Origin of the sequence: Enterobacter sp. WP_7_1, assembly GCF_003688535.1 — a bacterium.
GTDB lineage: Bacteria > Pseudomonadota > Gammaproteobacteria > Enterobacterales > Enterobacteriaceae > Enterobacter > Enterobacter asburiae.
This window is the reverse complement of sequence record NZ_REFK01000002.1, coordinates 46715-66296: the sequence shown is the minus strand read 5'-3', so window position 1 is coordinate 66296 and position 19582 is coordinate 46715. Positions and strand designations below refer to the sequence as shown.

The 19582-nt window shown below is 58.3% G+C and carries 17 protein-coding genes; 5 read left to right on the top strand and 12 right to left on the bottom strand.

What is annotated here, in order from left to right; translation table 11 throughout:
- Window position 1 precedes the first annotated feature (1 nt).
- The gene (locus BJ885_RS09705; protein WP_121931827.1) at window positions 2-4954 is read right to left on the bottom strand and encodes an alpha-2-macroglobulin; all 4953 of its coding nucleotides are present in this window, start codon (window positions 4952-4954) and stop codon (window positions 2-4) included.
- 286 nt (window positions 4955-5240) lie between these two features.
- On the opposite strand from BJ885_RS09705, the gene BJ885_RS09700 reads away from it, so the two are divergent.
- From BJ885_RS09700 to BJ885_RS09685, 4 genes are all read left to right on the top strand, one after another.
- Window positions 5241-6785, top strand: coding sequence for a PTS transporter subunit EIIC (locus BJ885_RS09700; protein ID WP_121931826.1), 1545 nt, complete (start codon window positions 5241-5243; stop codon window positions 6783-6785).
- 12 nt (window positions 6786-6797) lie between these two features.
- Window positions 6798-8165, top strand: coding sequence for a 6-phospho-alpha-glucosidase (locus BJ885_RS09695; RefSeq protein ID WP_121931825.1), 1368 nt, complete (start codon window positions 6798-6800; stop codon window positions 8163-8165).
- 90 nt (window positions 8166-8255) lie between these two features.
- On the top strand, window positions 8256-9104 hold the full coding sequence (sseA, locus tag BJ885_RS09690) for a 3-mercaptopyruvate sulfurtransferase (protein WP_121931824.1): 849 nt from the start codon (window positions 8256-8258) through the stop codon (window positions 9102-9104).
- Entirely contained in the window at window positions 9104-9874 is a 771-nt protein-coding gene (locus BJ885_RS09685; RefSeq protein WP_121931823.1) for a MurR/RpiR family transcriptional regulator, read from the top strand. The genes sseA and BJ885_RS09685 overlap by 1 nt, the downstream gene beginning before the upstream one ends.
- 17 nt (window positions 9875-9891) lie before the next feature.
- On the opposite strand, the gene sseB is transcribed toward BJ885_RS09685, so the two are convergent.
- From sseB to trmJ, 11 genes are all read right to left on the bottom strand, one after another.
- On the bottom strand, window positions 9892-10668 hold the full coding sequence (gene sseB / locus BJ885_RS09680) for an enhanced serine sensitivity protein SseB (RefSeq protein WP_029741156.1): 777 nt from the start codon (window positions 10666-10668) through the stop codon (window positions 9892-9894).
- A 78-nt stretch (window positions 10669-10746) separates the two neighbouring features.
- Window positions 10747-12033 carry an aminopeptidase PepB gene (gene pepB / locus BJ885_RS09675; RefSeq protein WP_121931822.1) on the bottom strand — a complete coding sequence of 429 codons (1287 nt, stop codon included), beginning with the start codon at window positions 12031-12033 and terminating at the stop codon, window positions 10747-10749.
- Between the two features lie 60 nt (window positions 12034-12093).
- A complete protein-coding gene (iscX, locus tag BJ885_RS09670; RefSeq protein ID WP_003860650.1) occupies window positions 12094-12294 on the bottom strand; it encodes a Fe-S cluster assembly protein IscX in 201 nt (66 codons plus the stop codon).
- A gap of 1 nt (window position 12295) precedes the next feature.
- A complete protein-coding gene (gene fdx, locus BJ885_RS09665) occupies window positions 12296-12631 on the bottom strand; it encodes an ISC system 2Fe-2S type ferredoxin (protein WP_003860652.1) in 336 nt (111 codons plus the stop codon).
- 1 nt (window position 12632) lies between these two features.
- Window positions 12633-14483, bottom strand: coding sequence for a Fe-S protein assembly chaperone HscA (gene hscA / locus BJ885_RS09660; RefSeq protein WP_121931821.1), 1851 nt, complete (start codon window positions 14481-14483; stop codon window positions 12633-12635).
- A gap of 14 nt (window positions 14484-14497) precedes the next feature.
- Window positions 14498-15013, bottom strand: coding sequence for a co-chaperone HscB (hscB, locus tag BJ885_RS09655; RefSeq protein WP_121931820.1), 516 nt, complete (start codon window positions 15011-15013; stop codon window positions 14498-14500).
- Between the two features lie 80 nt (window positions 15014-15093).
- On the bottom strand, window positions 15094-15417 hold the full coding sequence (iscA, locus tag BJ885_RS09650; RefSeq protein ID WP_003860659.1) for an iron-sulfur cluster assembly protein IscA: 324 nt from the start codon (window positions 15415-15417) through the stop codon (window positions 15094-15096).
- 13 nt (window positions 15418-15430) lie between these two features.
- Window positions 15431-15817, bottom strand: coding sequence for a Fe-S cluster assembly scaffold IscU (gene iscU / locus BJ885_RS09645; protein ID WP_003860661.1), 387 nt, complete (start codon window positions 15815-15817; stop codon window positions 15431-15433).
- 24 nt (window positions 15818-15841) lie between these two features.
- Entirely contained in the window at window positions 15842-17056 is a 1215-nt protein-coding gene (gene iscS, locus BJ885_RS09640) for a cysteine desulfurase (protein ID WP_008502157.1), read from the bottom strand.
- 117 nt (window positions 17057-17173) lie between these two features.
- Complete coding sequence (gene iscR, locus BJ885_RS09635) at window positions 17174-17665, bottom strand: Fe-S cluster assembly transcriptional regulator IscR (RefSeq protein WP_023308826.1); 492 nt, start codon at window positions 17663-17665, stop codon at window positions 17174-17176.
- 216 nt (window positions 17666-17881) lie between these two features.
- On the bottom strand, window positions 17882-18607 hold the full coding sequence (gene trmJ, locus BJ885_RS09630; RefSeq protein ID WP_029741152.1) for a tRNA (cytosine(32)/uridine(32)-2'-O)-methyltransferase TrmJ: 726 nt from the start codon (window positions 18605-18607) through the stop codon (window positions 17882-17884).
- A gap of 131 nt (window positions 18608-18738) precedes the next feature.
- Here trmJ and suhB point away from each other — a divergent pair, with 131 nt between their 5' ends.
- Complete coding sequence (suhB, locus tag BJ885_RS09625) at window positions 18739-19542, top strand: inositol-1-monophosphatase (protein ID WP_023308828.1); 804 nt, start codon at window positions 18739-18741, stop codon at window positions 19540-19542.
- Window positions 19543-19582: the final 40 nt, after the last annotated feature.

Here is a 19582-nt window from a genome sequence, read left to right as displayed (position 1 = left end):
ATTATGGAACAACAATCAGCGGGCCGCTGGCCGCCCCCGTTGCCCGCCACTGCGGAACGTACATAGACTCCACCATCGGCACCGGCACCTGGTAGGTTCCCGGCGTCACGGCACGGGCCAGATAAACCAGCGTGACCGGCTGACCTTCGTTTACCGGCACGGCAGCCACAAAGCGGTCGTCGCGGAATTCCATATGCTGAATGTCCGCCTGCTGCATCTGGCTGAGCAGGTTCTGTACCTCACTGCCGCTGTCCTGCAGGCTGGCGCTGCTGCTCGCCAGGTTCTGGTTTTCGAGCTCCAGACCCGCAGGGAGCAGATCCACCACCAGCGCATCCGGCACGTTCTGGCTGGCTTTAACTTCCAGCCACACCAGCACCAGCTCACCGCTCTTCAGCGAAGAGAGCGATTTACTGCTGCCGTCGGTTGCCAGGATATGACGTTCCACCTGCAGCACGTTCGCGCTCGGCTGAGGGGCATATTCCGGATAATCGGTGCTGTCCAGGCGTACCCACAGCGGTGTTGTCCCGGTATTGGTCACCTGCAGCGCGCCAAGCTCGTCGCCGCTCACGTTTTGCACCAGTGACTTATCGCCGCCTGATGCGGTCTCAGACAGCGAAGTTTTCGCCTGCCACGCACCAGACAGGGTTTGCAGCGAGCGTCCTGCCAGGAACAGCGCATTGCTCTCCTGCGTTGACAGCCAGCGCTGGCTGAAGGCCTGTTCAGACAGGGCATTCAGCAGCGTATTTTGCGCATCAGGCAGCAGCTTGTACTCCTCCAGAAGAGAGAGCATCAGCGCGTTATCGCGAAGCTGGCTGCCGTAATCGGCCATCCAGGTTTTGCTGTCGTTACGCGATGTTTTGAGCGCCAGATCCAGCGCCTGCTGGCTTCGCGGCGCATCGCCCATCAGTTTGAGCGCCATGCCCAGCTGCATCAGCGGCAGCCCGGAAGCCGCCTGCTCGTGGCGATCCCAGATTTCACGCAGCGCGCCCAGCGGCGCTTTTTGCTGACGTGCCAGCACCAGCGCGGCATAGGCCTGCACGGCAAACTTGCTGGCCTGAGTATCATCGCTGTAGCGAATGGACATCATTCCCGGATCCTGCAGGTAGCGCAGCAGGCGGTTATTGGCGTTATTCACTGCATCGGCAGGTACGCTGTAACCCTGCTCGCCCGCGCGCACCAGGAAGTCGGTCACGTAGGCCGTCAGCCAGTACTCTTCCGGACCGTTTTTATCCCACAGCGCAAAACCACCGTCCTCACGCTGCATCTGCAACAGGCGAGAGATGCCAATATCAATCGCCGCACGGCGCTTGTCATCGGTGTCGCCCTTGATGCCAAGTGCAGTCAGCTGCGCCGCGTTGGTGTAGAGCGACGGGAACAGGCCACTGGTGGTCTGTTCCAGGCAGCCATACGGATACGCCTGCAGTTCGCGAATGTAGCGCGCCAGGTTAAGCGGTGGTTTGCCGCTCAGCAGCAGTTGTCCCTGCAGGGTAGCAGGGGAGAAACCGTTGCTGTGCTGCGCCGGTGCGGTCCAGGACTCGCCGGGGTTCAGCATGGCACCGGTATTCACCGTCTGCGCCGGGAACGCCGGACGCACGCCGATTTTCCAGCTCTTTTGCTGCGGTGCGAAAGTCTCGCCCGGAAGCTGCAGGCCGGTCACCTGAGCGGTCACCTCACCGTCACCATAACCCTCCAGCGCACGCACCGGAATAAACAGGGTGCTGCGCGCGCCCGGAGACAACTGAACCGGCTGCGGCTGCCCGCCTTCCAGCGACAGTTTGCCTGTCGCGGTCAGGGCGACGTTCAGCGTTTGCGGCTTGTCGGTCAGATTGGTGAGATCCAGCGTCAGCCGTGAGGTGTCCCCGCTTGCCAGGAAGCGCGGCGTGTTAAGCTCGGTAATGACCGGCGCGGCCACTACAACCTTGCTTTCACTGCTGCCGAAATCGTCTTCCGTCCAGGCCTGCGCCATCAGACGCAGCTCGCCGTTGAAATCACCAATCGGCAGCGTAATCATGCCTTCTCCGTTGGCATCCAGCGTCACCGGCTGTGCCTGCTGGGCAATAATGGTGACGTGGTTCACCGGCGGTTTACCGCCGCGCTTCAGCTCATCACCGTCACCACCAAAGCGCAGCGCGGCCAGGCGGCCCTGCCCTTCGATGACCTGTCCGTAGATATCGTAGATATCCGCGCCGTAGCGCTTCTGGCCGAAGAAAGCCTGCCACGGATCGGGCGTAACGTAATCGGTAATATTCAGCACGCCGCTGTCCACCGCCGAGACAAGCACGTTCACTTTCTGCGGCACCGCACCCTCTTTCACGCTGGCTTTCACCTTCACCGAGAGCGTCTGGTTTGGACGCATTTTCTGCGGGTTATCGAGCGCAATGTTCAGACGGCGATTTTCATCGCCCATCGGCAGATGCAGCAAGCCGACCGCACGTTTCGGCGTGGCGGATTTGGATTTATCACCAGGACGCACCACCAGCGTGCTCAGGTAGAGATCGTGACGTTTCCAGGCTTTGTCGACCGGGATAGCGAGATCGAGGCCGTTTGCCGGTACGTCGATCTCTTTCCACCACAGCGGCCCTTCGCTGGACTCAATCATCGCATAGCCCTTACCTGCTGACGGCGCTGCAATGTGCAGGTTAATAGTATCGCCTGGCTGATAGGCTGGCTTATCCAGCTTCAGCGTCACGCGGTCAGGGCGCGCAGCCCCGGTGCCGTCGCTGTTATCCTGCCAGCTGTAGCCAGCCCAGAAGCGCACGCTGCTAACCATCTCATCAGGCGCTTTAACCTCCAGACGGTATGAGCCCCACTCCACCGGGAAGGTGACTTTACCCGTCTCGTCAGCCTTGAGAGTCAGCTCCTGCTCGCCTTCAACCAGGTCTTTCTGATCGAACTGAGACTGCCAGCCTTCGCTCTCAGACCAGTTCCAGAAGTAGTCACGGCGCTCGCGAATGAGACGAACCTGTAACCCTGAAACCGCTTTTTTCGCTCCGCTGGCATCGGCGTAAACGATGTCGAAGCTGGCATTGCCGTTCTCGTCAACAATCGGCTGGTTGACGGTGGTATCGGTTCGGTAGTCGTAAACGGCTTTACTGGCGAACTGAGGGCGGATACCCGGCAGCTCAGCCGCCGGCCAGATGGCCTGCTCAGCGCGACGCGTCACCGGACGACCGCCCGACTCCAGCAGGCTGGCCTGCAGGATCAGCTGCAGCGGAGAATGCACCTCTTTCCACTGGCTTTCGGTAGAAACCTGCCCACGCCCCTGCTCATCAAGCGTAAGCTGAACTTCATCCAGGCTGCGGCTCAGGTTCTCCTCGGCGATATCGCCAAACTGGAAGCCCGGCAGCGCAGCCACCGCGTCACGCAGCGGACGCAGGAAAAGCTGGCCCTGCAGAGAATTACCGTTGGCCGGGGCGCCATACAGGTAATAGCCCACCACGTTAAAGTCCACGTTATCCTGCGGTGAAACCGGCGTTTTTTGTCCGCTCAGGTTCAATGCCATACGCTCAGGCATGAAGTCTTCGACGTGGAAATCCCACATGCGCTGCAGGTTATCCCCCGTGTTGGCGCGGATATGCCACATACCGGTCTGCGCCCCGCTGTCCAGCGGATAGTTAAAGCGATAGAGCCCGTTCTCTGGTTTGACGACAATCGTACGCGCGACCTGTCCATCCGGGCGCAGCACGTCAAGCTTCACGGGCTGATCCGGAAGCGGCTTACCGTCACTGTCGCGCAGTAAGCCGTTGAGGATCACCGTTTCACCCGGACGATAGAGATCGCGCGGGCCAAACATAAAGAATTGCTTGCTGTAGCCGGGGCTACCGGCAATATCGAACTCCGCCAGATCCAGCGCCGGAAGCTTAAGATCAAGCAGCGTGGTCTGGCCGTCTTTGCTCGCCAGAATCAGCGCGGCTTCTTTGTCCGTTTCAAGCTTCGCATGACCGTCAGCGTCGCTATTTGCCTCGGCAAGCGTCTGGCCTTTGTCGTTCAGCAGCGTGACGGTCACGCCGGACTGCGCAGCACCGTTTTCCAGCCTCTGAGTGAAAATATCCAGGCGGTTATGGTAACGGTGAGCGGACAGGCCAATATCGCTTAAGGTAAAGAGCGTTGCGGCGTTGCTGTAGTTGTAGTGCCCTGCCTGGTTCATGACCGCGATATAAACGCCAGACTGCTGGAGCGGTTTAATATCCTTCAGGGGCAACAGCAATTTTTCGCGCGTATTGCGTGCCGGATTAAGATCGAATCGACCGGTGTAAACCAGCTCCGCCATCTTCAGCAGGTTATCGGATTCCCAGTTGGTCAGCGAGTTACGGTACTCCCACTGGCTGACAAGGGAGGCCAGCGATTCCGGCTTCACGCGGTAAAAGTTGACATCGACATTGTTGACGTTGAGCGCCATCACCGGCAGACCTTCCACCACCTTACCCGGCAGCAGCGAGCCGCGGCTGGCAAAACCAACGGTCGGTTCAATGTCCCGGGTGGTCAGGGCTTTTTCATAATCAATGCCAAACGTCGCCTTGTTCAGCGCCTGCAGGTCACGTTCAACGGTGACGACCAGGTTACGGTTAGGCTCCAGATGGCGCAGTCGAAGCTCTTTCAGGTTAGGCGCAAGTTCCCACGCCCCGTCAACCTTACCGCTTTTCTTATCCACGACATGCACCGTTTTGGCGAAATCCTGATCGGGATTTAGCGGAACAGAAAAGGTCAGCACCAGCGTGGCGGCACCGTCGAGCTGAACTTCTGAGGTATCCAGCAACGTCAGCGCTTTTCCCTGACTCTGGGCAGCCAGTTTAGCCAGCGTTTCAGCATTAGGCTTTTCTGCAGCTTTCGGTGTAGATGCGGTGGATGCCGCGGGAGCCGCAGCCTGAGATTTATCGTCGCTGTTATCACAGCCGACAAGCGTAAACGTGGTAAGCAGCGCAAGAGAGAGCGCGGCTAAGCGAAACGGTTTCATCCTTTATCCCTGGCCCATGGAGCCTGTTGGTCGTCGTCCGGATAAGTATTATCCGCAAGTTTCATTAATTCAAAAAGGTCAATTTTAAAATCTGGAAAGCGCCTCGCAGAATGGCATCACGTCGCTACACCGTGATGGAACCGCGATCACAGCGCATAACGTCACATGTTACCTTTCAAGTCATTTGTTTTTAAAACAAGAAGATAGCTGGCTAAGCTCGCCTGAAGGCTGCTAGTTTTATGACCATGACGCACCCCGAGTGCGCGGTTCAAAAAGAGAGAAAGCCATGAAACGAGCCGTGAACGCCCTACAAAATTTCGGAAAATCATTGTACGGACCGGTACTTATCTTACCGATCGTCGGTCTGTTTATCGCCTTTGGTAACGTGCTGGGTAACGGTAATCTCGCTGAATACCTGCCGTTTCTGGGCCATCCGCTGATTCAGCATACTGGTCAGCTTATCGCTAAATCTGCCGTGTCGGTGCTGGTTAACCTGGCGCTGGTGTTTGCCGTCGGGATCCCGATTGGTCTGGCGACGCGTGATAAAGGCTATGCCGCGCTGATTGGTCTGGTGACCTTCGTCGTGTTCATCAACGCCATGAACGTCACGCTACAGCTGCAGGGCGCGCTGGCGCCAGCGGCCCAGATGAAAGCGGCCGGGCAGGCCATGGTACTGGGCGTGCAGGTGCTGGAGATGGGCGTTTTTGCCGGGATCCTGACCGGGGCGCTCTCCGGATATCTGTACAACAAATACTCCGGCGTAGAGTTTAACGGCGCGATGGCGATTTACTCCGGTCACTGTTTTGTCGCCATCGTCATGCTTCCCGTCTCCATGCTGCTCGGCGTGGTGATGAGTGAACTGTGGCCGTTTGCCCAGCAGGGCATTAGCGCCCTGGCGCTGGCCATCAAAGGCTCCGGGCCGTTTGGCGTGGCAATCTACGGTTTCCTGGAACGTATTCTGGTCCCCACCGGCCTGCACCATCTGGTTTATACGCCGTTCCTCTATACCGAGCTGGGCGGCACGCAGGAGGTGTGCGGCGCAACCTATCAGGGCGCGCGCAATATCTATTTCGCCGAGATGGCCTGCCCGGACGTGAAGCAGCTCAGCAGCACCGTGGTGTGGGACGCGCGCGGCATCAGCAAGATGTTCGGCCTGCCTGCCGCAGCCCTGGCGATGTATATGACCGCAAAGCCAGAGCGTAAAGCCATTGCGAAAGCCATTCTGATCCCGGCGGCGCTGACATCGCTGCTGGTCGGCGTAACCGAGCCGATTGAGTTCTCCTTCCTGTTCGTCGCCCCGCTGCTCTTCGTGGTGCACGCGGTGCTGACCGGCATCGGCATGATGCTGTTCTCGCTGCTGGGCGTTCACGCCATCGGTGCCAACGGGATTATCGACTTCATCCTTTACAACCTGCCGCTCGGCACGGAGAAGTCCAACTGGCCGATGTACATCGTGGTCGGGCTGATCATGTTTGCACTCTACTTCGTGGTGTTCCGCTTCCTGATCCTGCGCTTCAACATGAAAACGCCGGGCCGCGAGGATGACGATCAGGAGACGCGCCTCTACAGCAAGCAGGAGTATCAGTCCAAAGGCAATAACGACGGGCTGGGCGAATCCATCGTGACGGGTCTGGGCGGCCGGGAAAACATTGAGGTGGTGGACAACTGCTACACCCGCTTACGCGTCACGGTGAAGGACGTCGACATCATCGACGAGCCGCGCCTGAAGGCGACCGGCGCGAAAGGGATTATCAAACAAGGTAACAACGTTCAGGTGGTCTACGGGCTGCACGTCAAAAAAATGCGAGAAGCCGTTGAGACGTTTCTCTGAGAGGAGCTAAAGATGTTTACACCCCCATTTATTCTGTCGATTGCCGGCGGCGGCAGCACCTACACGCCGGGCATTGTGAAAAGCCTGATGGTGCGCCTGCAGGATTTCCCGCTGGCTGAAATCCGCCTTTATGACATCGACGAGGCGCGTCAGAACACCATTGCGCCCGTCGTCGAGAAGGTTATTCGCGACCACAGCCAGAGCATCAAGTTCACCGTCACCAGCGACCCGGAAGTGGCCTTCAGCGGCGCGCATTTCGTCTTCGCCCAGATGCGCGTCGGCCAGTATAAAATGCGAGAGCAGGATGAGAAGATCCCGCTGCGCCACGGCGTGGTCGGCCAGGAAACGTGCGGACCCGGCGGGCTGGCCTACGGGCTGCGCACGATCCTGCCGATGGTGGAACTTATCGATCTGGTGGATCGCTACGCGCACGAAAAAGCCTGGATCGTGAACTACTCCAACCCGGCGGCAATAGTCGCGGAGGGCGTGCGCCGGCTGCGTCCGGACGCGCGGGTTCTGAACATCTGCGATATGCCTGTGGCTGCAATGCGCAATATGGGGGCGATTCTGGGTGTCGATCGCCGCAGGCTGGAGGTGGACTACTTCGGCCTGAACCACTTCGGCTGGTTTACCCGCGTGCTGGTGGACGGCGAAGACAAGCTGCCCGAGCTGCGTAAGCATATCGCGAAGTTTGGCCTGCTGACGGAAGACGCGGCCAAAACCGACCCGCAGCACTCGGATCCTTCGTGGGTAAAAACCTGGCGCAACATTAAGCCAATCATGGACAACTTCTCGGAGTATCTGCCGAACCCGTATCTGCAGTACTACCTGATGCCGAACCAGATTGTGGAGCATCAGAACCCGGACTATACCCGCGCCAATGAAGTTATGGACGGGCGCGAGAAAAAGCTGTTCGCCGCAGCCGAAGAATATAAGCGCACCGGGATCCTGCCGGACGCCTTCCACGTGGGCGTGCACGGCGAGTTTATCGTCGATGTCGCCCGCTCGCTGGCCTTTAACCTGCGGAGCCGCCACCTGGTGATGGTGGAAAACCGCGGGGCGATTACCAACCTGCCGTACGATGCCGTGGTGGAAGTGCCCGCGTATATCACCTCCGAAGGCCCGGAACCGATTCGCATCGGTCAGGTGCCGCTGTTCCATCAGACACTTTTGCAACAGCAGCTGGCGTCTGAACAGCTGCTGGTGGAAGCGACCATCGAGGGCAGCTATGAGAAAGCCCTGCAGGCGTTTACCCTCAACCGCACCGTGCCGACCATGGAACACGCGAAAGCGATTCTGGATGAGATGATCGAGGCTAACCGCGACTACTGGCCTGCGCTGCAAAAAGCCTGGCAGGACGGTGAAACGGTGAAAAAGTAGGGGCTTGCTCGCGAGTTGAACGTGGTTTGCTTGTCGGTGTCAGAAAAAACACCGACAATCCTTTTTTACGGAAAAGAATGGAGGCAACCCATGTCCACCTCATATTTTGTCGCCGCCGACTGGCTGATTGAGCACGGTGACGATCCGGAAGTTCAGATTATTGACGCGCGTATGGCCGCGGCCGGGCAGGAACACCTTCGCGATATGGTCGCGGAATACCGTGCCGGACATCTTCCTGGCGCGGTATTTTTTGATATCGAAGCCCTCTCCGATCACAACTCTCCCCTTCCGCACATGCTGCCGCGTCCGGAAGCATTTTCCGTGGCGATGCGCGAGCTGGGCGTCAGCAAAGACAAACACCTCGTTGTCTATGATGAAGGTAACCTCTTCTCCGCACCGCGCGCGTGGTGGATGCTGAAAAACTTCGGCGTGGAAAAAGTCTCGATTCTGGCGGGCGGGCTGGCGGGCTGGAAGCGTGACGAGCTGCCGCTGCAGCAGGGCGACGTGACGCTGCCGGAAGGCGAATTCGATGCCACGTTCGACGCGCACGTGGTGAAACGCCTGACCGACGTGCTGGTCGTGAGCCATGAAAAAACAGCGCAAATCGTCGATGCCCGTCCTGCTCCGCGCTTCAATGCCGAAGCGGATGAACCGCGTCCAGGGCTGAAGCGCGGACATATTCCGGGCGCGCTGAACGTGCAGTGGGGCGACCTTGTGTTTGAGGGCGAGCTGAAAACCACCGACGAGCTGCGCGCCATTTTTGACCGTGCAGGCGTGGATTTACATCGTCCGATTATTGCCAGCTGCGGCTCCGGCGTCACGGCCTGCGTGGTGATCCTGGCGCTCGCCACGCTCGGCGCGCGCGACGTCACGCTCTACGACGGCGCCTGGAGCGAATGGGGTGCGCGGGACGATCTTCCTGTCGAACCCGCGAAATAATGGATAACCGCCTGGCCACGCTGTTAACGCGCGGGGCGTTGCTGACCCGCGCGGAGTATCGCGTCCTCGCCCACCTCACGGAGCACCCGCTGCTGGTGGGCAACATCACGGTACGCGAGCTGGCGCAGGCGACATTTGTTTCTACCGCCACCATCATGCGGCTGTGTCAGAAGCTGGGGTTTAGCGGCTTTAGCGAGTTTATCTGGCACTGCAAGCAGCTGCTCTCCGACACGCCGCATATTGCTACCCAGGCTCCCTCCCTTCCAGAACTCCCGGCGCTGTTTAATCAGTTTATCGCCAACTATCAGCACACCTTCCAGTGGGTCACACAGGAGAAGCGCCAGCAGTTTGCCGACCTGCTGCGCCAGAAAGAGAGCTTCTTTCTCTACGGGGCCGGGTTTTCCTATCTGTTTGCGGAGTACCTGACCAAGAAGCTGCAGGTGCTGGGCAAAACGGCGTTTATCTCGGGGCCGGGAGACAGCCGGAATATTTTCCTCAGCAACGCCTCACGCTATCAGGTGTTTATTGCCGTCTCGCGCAGCGGCGAAACGGAGCAGGTGCTGGATAAAGCGCGGATTGCCAAAAACGTCGGTATGACGATCGTCGCGTTTACCCGCGCCTCGGCCAATACGCTGGCGGGGATGGCGGACGTGCATTTTGCCCTCTATGACGAAGCGGTACACTTCGCCGCCGAAGCCGCGGGGGTGACGTCGTTTGAGTCGAATCTGGTGCTGCTGATGGATTTACTGCTGCTGGAAGCAACGGGGTGATATTCACCCCGCCATAATCAGATGATGCGGTTAGTTTTGAGATCGCGCAGGAAGCCGCCCCAGCGGCGCTCGTAGAACGGGGTGATGTGCTCGGTAATAAAGTGGCTGATGCCCTTCTCACCGTTCTTCACCTGGCAGATATCAATCGGCTCATCGCCCGGCAGCGTGTCGGTCGCCACGCTTCCCGCCGCCTGAATGATTTCGTCGATATCGCCGTCCGCCTCAATACCAATCAGCAGTACCGGATGCTCGTCCGCGCGCTCTTTAATGGAGCAGAGAAACGCGCGTCTAACCGGTTTCAGGGTTTTGAACAGCGTCGTCAGGGAATCAATCATCTGCGCGGGCGGCTCGGCTACTTCAGACAGCAGCAGCGTTTCGCCCCCTTCCAGCACTTCCTGGGTGCTGAGCGGGTTGCCCTCTTCGCCAATCAGATGGCTGATTTCACGTGGCGTAAACTCTTTCCCGGTCGGCAGCTTCGCGTTAAGGAACAGCGTCTGGCCCAGCGTCATTTCGAACAGGGTACGCACCGGCATCACCACGAACGCCTGTTCGTCTTCTACCGCTTCCTGCAGGGCTTCCAGCGAGGTGAAGAACGGGATCACCGACGTGCCGTCGTCTTTCTCCCAGTGCAGCAGATCCAGCGCGCTGTCTTCTACGACCTGCTCACCTTCCGCCGCGGTGCCCGGCACCCAGACGGTGGATTCCAGCAGCGTGCGGAAAAATGCCGGACGATGGGCGGGCTCGGTCGCCGCCTGCTCCAGCAGGGTTTCTAATTCGTTTTTGGTTTCGGACATAACAATTCCAGATGTCGAATTTCCCCCTCCCCCCTGCCCTCTCCCCATGGGAGAGGGTTAGGGTGAGGGCAAAGAGCATTACTCAGCCGTCAGCAGGTTCGCCACGGTACGCACGCCCAGACCTGTCGCGCCCGCGGACCACTGCTCAACCGCCGCTTTACGGTAGGTTGCGGAGCAGTCGATGTGCAGCCAGCCTTCGTGGTAGTTCTCAACGAAGTGGGACAGGAAGCCTGCCGCCGTGCTTGCACCCGCCGGGTACGCCGCGCTCGCGGTGTTGTTCAGCTCGGCAAAGTTGGACGGCAGCTGGCTGCGGTGGAACTCGGCTAGCGGCAGACGCCAGAACGGCTCGTTTTCCGCAGCGGCGCTTGCCAGCAGGCGAGCGGCCAGCTTGTCGTCGAAGCTGAACAGCGCATGGTAATCGTTGCCCAGGGCGGTTTTCGCCGCGCCGGTCAGGGTTGCCATGTCGATAATCAGCTCCGGCTTCTGCGCAGACGCGTCGATCAGGCCATCGGCAAGCACCAGGCGGCCTTCGGCGTCGGTGTTCATCACTTCGACGTTTTTGCCGTTGCGATAGCGAATGATGTCGCCCAGCTTGAAGGCGTTACCGCTCACCATGTTGTCCGCGCAGCAGAGATACAGCTTCACGCGCTTGTTCAGACCGCGGGTGATGGCAAACGCCAGCGCGCCGGTGATAGTTGCCGCGCCGCCCATATCGGACTTCATGGAGTCCATGAACGCGCTCTGCTTCAGGCTGTAGCCACCGGTATCGAAGGTGATGCCTTTACCCACCAGGCAGGCAAATACTGGCGCCGCTTTATCGCCGGTTGGGTTGTAATCCAGCGCCAGCAGGACCGGAGGACGCTCAGAACCACGGCCCACGGTGTGGATGCCCATGTAATTCTGCTCGCGCAGATCTTCACCTTTGGTGATGCGGTAGGACATTTTCTCGCCCGCCACGCCGCACAGCAGATCAACCGCGCGCTGCGCCAGCTGTTCCGGACCAAGCTCTTCCGCCGGGGCGTTGATGGTGTCGCGGACCCAGTCGATAATTTGCAGGCGGCTTTCCAGCTCTTTTTGACTGGCAGCGTCAAGGTTCGCCCACTCAATTTTGCGGGTGCCTTTCGGCCCTTTGTAGCCAGCCCAGAATGCCCAGCTGCGGTCGGTATCCCAGCCTTCGCCTTCCAGGGATACATGCTTAATGCCCAGGCCATCAATTTTACGCGCGGCGCGCTGGATCAGGCCCAGATCGTCTTTGCCCGTCAGGTGCAGGGTAATACCGTCGTTGTTAATGCTGTAGGTGGCTTTTTCGCCCCAGCGTGCGTCAGCAGGCTGATTCGAGAGCGTAATCTTCATCGCTTCGGTCATTTTATTTATCCTTATTAGCAACTAGCAAACGGGCCGCCTGAAGGCAGCCCGTTATGTTATTTATTCTGCTTCATCTAACCAGACTAACAGAATCGCCTCCAGAATTTTTTCATTGGATGCGTTTGGATCGTCGTCGAAATCCTCTAAATCGCAGATCCACTGATGCATGTCGGTGAATCGTACGGTCTTAGGATCGAGATCCGGGTTCGCGTCGTAGAGCGCTTCGCCGATTTCACGGCTGTCTGTCCACTTAAGTCCCATATCAATGCTCGCGTGCGTGGTTGATGGTGTAGCGTGGGAATTCCACGACCAGATCTTCATCGGTCACCGCGGCCTGGCAGCTCAGGCGGCTGTCAGGCTCCAGACCCCATGCTTTATCCAGCATGTCGTCTTCGTCTTCGGTGCTCTCGGCGAGAGAGTCGAAACCTTCACGCACGATGCAGTGGCAGGTAGTGCAGGCACAGGATTTTTCACAGGCGTGTTCCACTTCGATACCTGCACGCAGGGCAACATCGAGAATGGTTTCACCGGTCTTCGCTTCCAGAACAGCGCCATCCGGACAGAGGTCCGCATGAGGCAAAATAACAATCTTTGGCATATTAAACCTCGTCCACGGACTGGCCTTTCAGCGCGACGCGGACAGATTTGTCCATGCGGCGAGCAGCAAAGTCCTGGGTTTGTTTATCAACGTTTTTAATGGCTTCTTCTATTGCGTCAGCGTCATTACCTTCTGCTACTGCGCTTAAGCGCGCGGCAGCGTCGTCAATCACATGGCGCTCTGCGGCGCTTAACAGCGCGGCATCGGCAGCGAGCGCGCCGTTCAGGCTCTCCAGCACGCGGGCGGCTTCAACTTTTTGTTCAGCCAGCATACGCGCCTTCACATCCTGCTCGGCGTAGCTCATTGAGTCCTGAATCATGGAGGCGATTTCGCCATCGGTCAGGCCGTAGGACGGCTTCACCTGAATGGACGATTCCACGCCGGTGGATTTTTCCATCGCCGTGACGCTCAGCAGACCGTCGGCATCCACCTGGAAGGTAACGCGGATATGCGCCCCGCCCGCAGGCAGCGCCGGGATGCCGCGCAGCGCAAAGCGCGCCAGAGAGCGGCAGTCCTGCACCAGCTCGCGTTCGCCCTGCATCACGTGGATGGACATCGCGGTCTGACCGTCTTTGAAGGTCGTGAACTCCTGCGCGCGCGCCACCGGAATAGTGGTGTTACGCGGGATCACTTTCTCTACCAGGCCGCCCATGGTTTCTAACCCGAGCGACAGCGGAATGACGTCCAGCAGCAGCATTTCGCTGTCCGGCTTGTTGCCGACCAGAATATCAGCCTGGATTGCGGCGCCCACGGCAACCACTTTGTCCGGGTCGATGGAGGTCAGCGGCGTGCGGCCAAAGAATTCGCCCACGCGCTCGCGCACCAGCGGCACGCGGGTCGAACCGCCCACCATGACCACTTCCAGCACCTCGTTCGCCTCAACGCCCGCATCTTTCAGTGCGCGACGGCAGGCCAGCAGGGTGCGCTTCACCAGCGGGGCAATCAGATCGCTGAACTGGTCGCGGGCGATCTCACCCTGCCAGCCCGCAACGTTTACGGTAACCGTCTGCGCATCGCTCAGGGCGATTTTGGCGTCAATGGCCGCATCCAGCAGCTCACGCTGCACGCGCGCATCGCTGCGATCGCTGATGCCCGCCTGCTCGCGAATGTAATCCGCCAGCAGATGGTCGAAGTCATCGCCGCCCAGCGCGGAATCCCCGCCGGTCGCCAGCACTTCAAATACCCCGCGGCTTAAGCGCAGGATCGAGATATCAAAGGTACCGCCGCCGAGATCGTAAACCGCAATCACCCCTTCCTGACCGGAGTCGAGGCCGTAGGCAATCGCCGCCGCCGTCGGTTCGTTCAGCAGGCGCAGCACGTGCAGGCCTGCCAGACGCGCGGCGTCTTTGGTGCCCTGACGCTGTGCATCGTCAAAATAGGCCGGAACGGTGATGACTACGCCGTCCAGATCGCCGCCGAGCGTCGCCGTCGCGCGCGCGGCCAGCGCTTTGAGGATGTCGGAGGAAACGCGAATCGGGTTCAGCAGACCGGCCGCGGTCGCAATCATCGGCAGGCCGTTTTCACTGGCCTGCAGCTGATACGGCAGATGCGGATAGCGGGTCTGAATATCGGCCAGCGAGCGGCCCATCATGCGCTTTACGGAGCTGATGGTGTTGGCCGGATCGCGCGCGGCGTTGGCGCGGGCGTCATAGCCGACCGCGTGACCCTGCTGCTGGTAGTGGACCACGGAAGGCAGCAGATGGCGGCCCTGCTCGTCGGCCAGCGTTTCCGCCTGGCCGCTGCGCACGGTCGCCACGAGGGAATTGGTGGTGCCCAGATCGATACCCACCGCCAGACGACGCTGATGCGGTGCGGCACTTAAGCCAGGCTCACTAATTTGTAATAAGGCCATAATTGCTTCCGAAATTAAAAATCGAGCAGCTTTTCTTCGAGTTGTTCAGCACTGCTTCGCAGTTTATCGAGAAAACGGAGTTTGCGCACAGTGTCTGCCGCCGCGTCCCAGGTCTCGTTGTTCAGTTGCTCCACCATCTGCTGATGGCGGGTATCGAACATGCCCTTCACGCGCGTGATGAAGCTTTCCAGACGCGCTTCGTCTTTGGCCTGTTCAATCTCATCCAGCTCTTCACGAAGCTCCAGCTGTTCTATCAGAAACGCGGTGTCGCGCACGGTATGCTGTTCGCTCGCCAGATCGAAACCGTGGAGCGAGAGCAGGTACTCGGCACGGCTCAGCGGATGACGCAGCGTCTGCCAGGCCTGGTTGATGGTCGCAGAGTGCGATACCGCAGCCAGCTGTTCTGCCTGAGTACCACTAGCGAATTTGTCCGGGTGATACTGACGCTGAAGATCCTGAAAACGGATCGTCAGCGCCTGGAGATCAATCGGGTATTGAGCGGGTAGTCCGAAGAGAGTGAAGTAATCCATAACAATCTCAGGGGTAGCCTGTTAGAACAAACCCCACGCGTAGCGGGTAACGCCACGGTGGGGTTTCGGATGACGCGCGGTTAAACGTGGAAGCTTTCGCCGCAACCACACTCGTCTTTGACGTTCGGGTTCGTGAATTTGAACCCTTCGTTCAGGCCTTCTTTAACGAAGTCCAGCTGAGTGCCGTTGAGGAATTGCAGGCTTTTGCCATCGACCACCACCTTCACGCCCTTGTCTTCAAACACGGTGTCATCAGACGCCGGCTCGTCAACAAACTCCAGTACGTAAGCCATACCAGAACAGCCGGAGGTACGTACGCCCAGTCGCAGGCCAAAGCCTTTACCACGGTTCGCCAGAAAAGAGCTTACTCGCGCGGCAGCGCTGTCGCTAAGGGTAATCGACATACTCAAACCTCAATTATTTTGCTTCACGTTTGCTTTTATAGTCCGCAATGGCGGCTTTGATCGCGTCTTCTGCCAGAATTGAACAGTGAATTTTCACCGGTGGCAGTTCGAGTTCTTCAGCAATATCGGTGTTCTTGATTGCCTGTGCTTCGTCCAGAGACTTGCCCTTCACCCATTCGGTGACCAGGGAGCTGGACGCGATAGCAGAACCGCAGCCGTAGGTCTTGAAGCGCGCGTCTTCAATGATACCTTCATTGTTGACTTTAATCTGCAACTTCATCACGTCGCCACACGCCGGTGCGCCAACCATGCCGCTACCGACAGATTCGTCGCTGTTGTCAAATGAGCCAACGTTGCGCGGGTTCTCGTAATGATCGATGACTTTTTCGCTGTATGCCATGATTGAATTCTCCTTATGTACCGATTAGTGATGTGACCATTCAATGCTGTTCAGATCCACGCCCTGCTTGAACATTTCCCACAGTGGAGAAAGGTCGCGCAGACGGCCGATGGAGTTGCGAACCAGCTTGATGGTGTAGTCAATCTCTTCTTCGGTAGTGAAACGACCTAAAGAGAAACGGATAGAGCTGTGTGCCAGCTCGTCGGTCATGCCCAGCGCGCGCAGCACGTAGGATGGCTCCAGGCTTGCAGACGTACAGGCAGAACCGGAAGAAACGGCCAGGTCTTTCAGCGCCATGATCAGCGATTCGCCTTCAACATAGTTGAAGCTGACGTTGAGGATGTTCGGTGCGCCCTGCTCGAGATCGCCGTTCAGATACACTTCTTCCATATCTTTCACGCCGTCCCACAGACGGTTACGCAGCGTGCGCAGGCGTGCCATCTCGGTTTCCATCTCTTCTTTCGCAATGCGGTACGCTTCGCCCATGCCCACGATCTGGTGAACAGGCAGCGTGCCGGAACGCATGCCGCGCTCGTGACCGCCGCCGTGCATCTGTGCTTCGATGCGGATACGCGGTTTACGACGAACGTACAGCGCGCCGATCCCTTTCGGGCCATAAATTTTGTGGCCGGAGAAGGACATCAGGTCCACTTTCAGCTGGCTCAGATCGATAGGCAGTTTGCCCACGCTCTGGGTCGCGTCAACGTGATAGATGATACCGCGCGCGCGGCACATTTCGCCGATGGTTGCGATGTCCTGAACGACGCCGATTTCGTTGTTAACGTGCATGATGGAAACCAGAATGGTGTCATCACGCATGGCCGCTTCGAGCTCTTTGAGGTCGATGATCCCGTTGCTCTGCGGCGCCAGGTAAGTCACTTCGTACCCTTCACGCTCCAGCTGGCGGCAGGTATCCAGCACGGCTTTGTGTTCGGTTTTGCTGGTGATGATGTGTTTGCCTTTTTTCTGATAAAAGTTGGCTGCACCTTTGATCGCCAGGTTGTCGGATTCGGTCGCACCGGAGGTGAATACAATCTCACGCGGGTCGGCACCCACCAGGTCGGCAATCTGATTACGGGCGATATCAACCGCCTCTTCAGCATGCCAGCCAAAACGGTGTGAACGGGAAGCTGGGTTACCAAAGTTTCCGTCCAGGGTCAGACACTGCATCATTTTCTCGGCAACACGCGGGTCCACCGGCGTGGTTGCGGAGTAATCGAGATAAATCGGTAATTTCATTGCTCTTTAAACTCCGTACATCGCTTCAATGCAAGGAATCAGGCAACCGGCTGGATGTACGACCGAGTACGCGGGGCGTGACCGCCCCGGCCTGATTCTGAAATCTTTATCGTTTTATTACGCGCGCAGTTTGACGTCGATAGCGTCCTGCGCGCGGGTGCTGCGTTGGGAATCCTGACCGTGCTGACGACCAGAGACATCCAGAACTTCCTGGTTATTGACCAGTTCACCCAGGGTGATGTTGTTCAGGAAGCCGGTGAGACGGTCGCTCAGATCGCGCCACAGCGCGTGGGTCAGGCATTTATCGCCGCCCTGGCAGCCGCCTTTACCCTGGCAACGGGTCGCGTCAACGGATTCGTCAACTGCGCTAATCACTTCACCAACTGCAATACTGCCCGCGTCTTTACCCAGCAGATAACCGCCGCCTGGGCCACGAACGCTGGAAACCAGTCCATTTTTACGCAGTCTGGAGAACAGCTGTTCCAGGTAAGAGAGGGAGATCCCTTGTCGTTCAGAAATATCAGCCAACGGAACCGGGCCCGCTTCGGAGTTGAGCGCAACGTCCAGCATCGCGGTCACGGCATAACGCCCTTTAGATGTCAGTCTCATGTCTTACTTAACCTCAAACTCGCCCCTGCCCGGGGTTTTTTATTGTAAAATGGGGGTATTGCATAGCAGGGCCAAGTCTGACATTCCTGACTAAAATGGTCAACTATTTACTTGACTGTTTTAGTCAGGTATTTAACGTTCCGTGCCTTCATAACCCAGGTGCGGCCTGATGCCCTCACCCTAGCCCTTTCCCGCGGGGAGAGGGGGAAATCGACACTACTCTTTATTCTTCTGCTCAATCGACGCCAGAATCCCGCGCAGGATGTTCAGCTCCTGGCTTTCCGGGCGCGCGCGGGTAAACATGCGGCGCAGCTTGTTCATCACCTGGCCCGGGTGACCTTCACGAATAAAGCCGGTTGAGAGCAGCGTCTGCTCCAGATGACCGTAGAAGCGCTCAAGGTCGTCCACCAGCGGGTAGGCCGTCTCTTCTTTCTGTTCGACAGGTTTCTCCTGCGTCGCCAGCCACGCCATACGCACCTCATAGGCGATAACCTGCACCGCCATCGCCAGGTTCAGCGAGCTGTATTCCGGGTTCGCCGCGATGGCGACGTGATAGTGGCACTTCTGCAGCTCGTCGTTGGTCAGGCCAACGCGCTCGCGGCCAAACACCAGCGCAACCGGTGCCTGCTCCGCTTCTGAGACGCTTTTCAGGCCGCATTCGCGCGGGTCCAGCATCGGCCACGGCAGCGTGCGTGAACGCGCGCTGGTACCAACAACAAGGCTGCAGCCGGCCAGCGCTTCGTCAAGGGTATCGACGATCTGGGCGTTGCCGATCACGTCGCTGGCACCGGCCGCCAGGGCAATAGCCTGCGAGTCAGGTTTCACCAGCGGATTAACCAGCCACAGGTTCGTTAAGCCCATGGTTTTCATAGCGCGGGCAACGGAGCCCATGTTGCCGGTGTGCGATGTTTCGACCAGCACGATTCGAATGTTTTGCAGCATAATTTTTAATGTCTGAATTCAGCGTCTGAAGAATATTCCGGCATATTATCATAAACGGGAGACATAATCCGATCCCACTGCTATACTCTGCGCCGATTTTCCTGTTCTTTAACATCCAGTGAGAGAGACCGATGCATCCGATGCTGACCATCGCCGTGCGCGCAGCGCGCAAGGCGGGTAATGTAATTGCCAAACACTACGAAACGCCAGACTCCGTAGAAACCAGCCAGAAAGGCAGCAATGATTTCGTGACTAACGTCGATAAAGCCGCAGAAGCGATTATTATCGAAACGATCCGCAAATCTTACCCGCAGCACACCATCATCACCGAAGAAAGCGGTGAACATGAAGGTACCGATCAGGATGTTCAATGGGTTATCGATCCACTGGATGGCACCACCAACTTTGTTAAACGCCTGCCACACTTCTCTGTGTCTATCGCAGTACGCATTAAAGGCCGTACTGAAGTCGCCGTTGTTTACGATCCAATGCGTAATGAACTGTTCACCGCTACCCGCGGTCAGGGCGCACAGCTGAACGGCTACCGTCTGCGCTGCAGCAACGCACGCGATCTGGACGGCACCATCCTGGCGACCGGTTTCCCGTTCAAGGCGAAACAGCACGCGACCACCTATATGAATATCCTGGGCAAACTGTTTACCGAATGCGCTGACTTCCGCCGCACCGGTTCTGCCGCGTTGGATCTGGCTTATGTAGCAACAGGCCGCGTTGACGGTTACTTCGAGCTGTCACTGAAGCCGTGGGACTTTGCTGCGGGCGAGCTGATCGCACGTGAAGCAGGCGCCATCGTGTGTGATTTCACCGGCGGCCATAACTATATGTCTACCGGCAACGTCGTTGCGGGTAACCCACGCGTTGTGAAAGCCATGCTGGCCAACATGCGTGATGAACTGAGCGATGCGCTGAAGCGTTAATCCAGTTAGTTAAGCCCGGTGGCGCTACGCTTACCGGGCC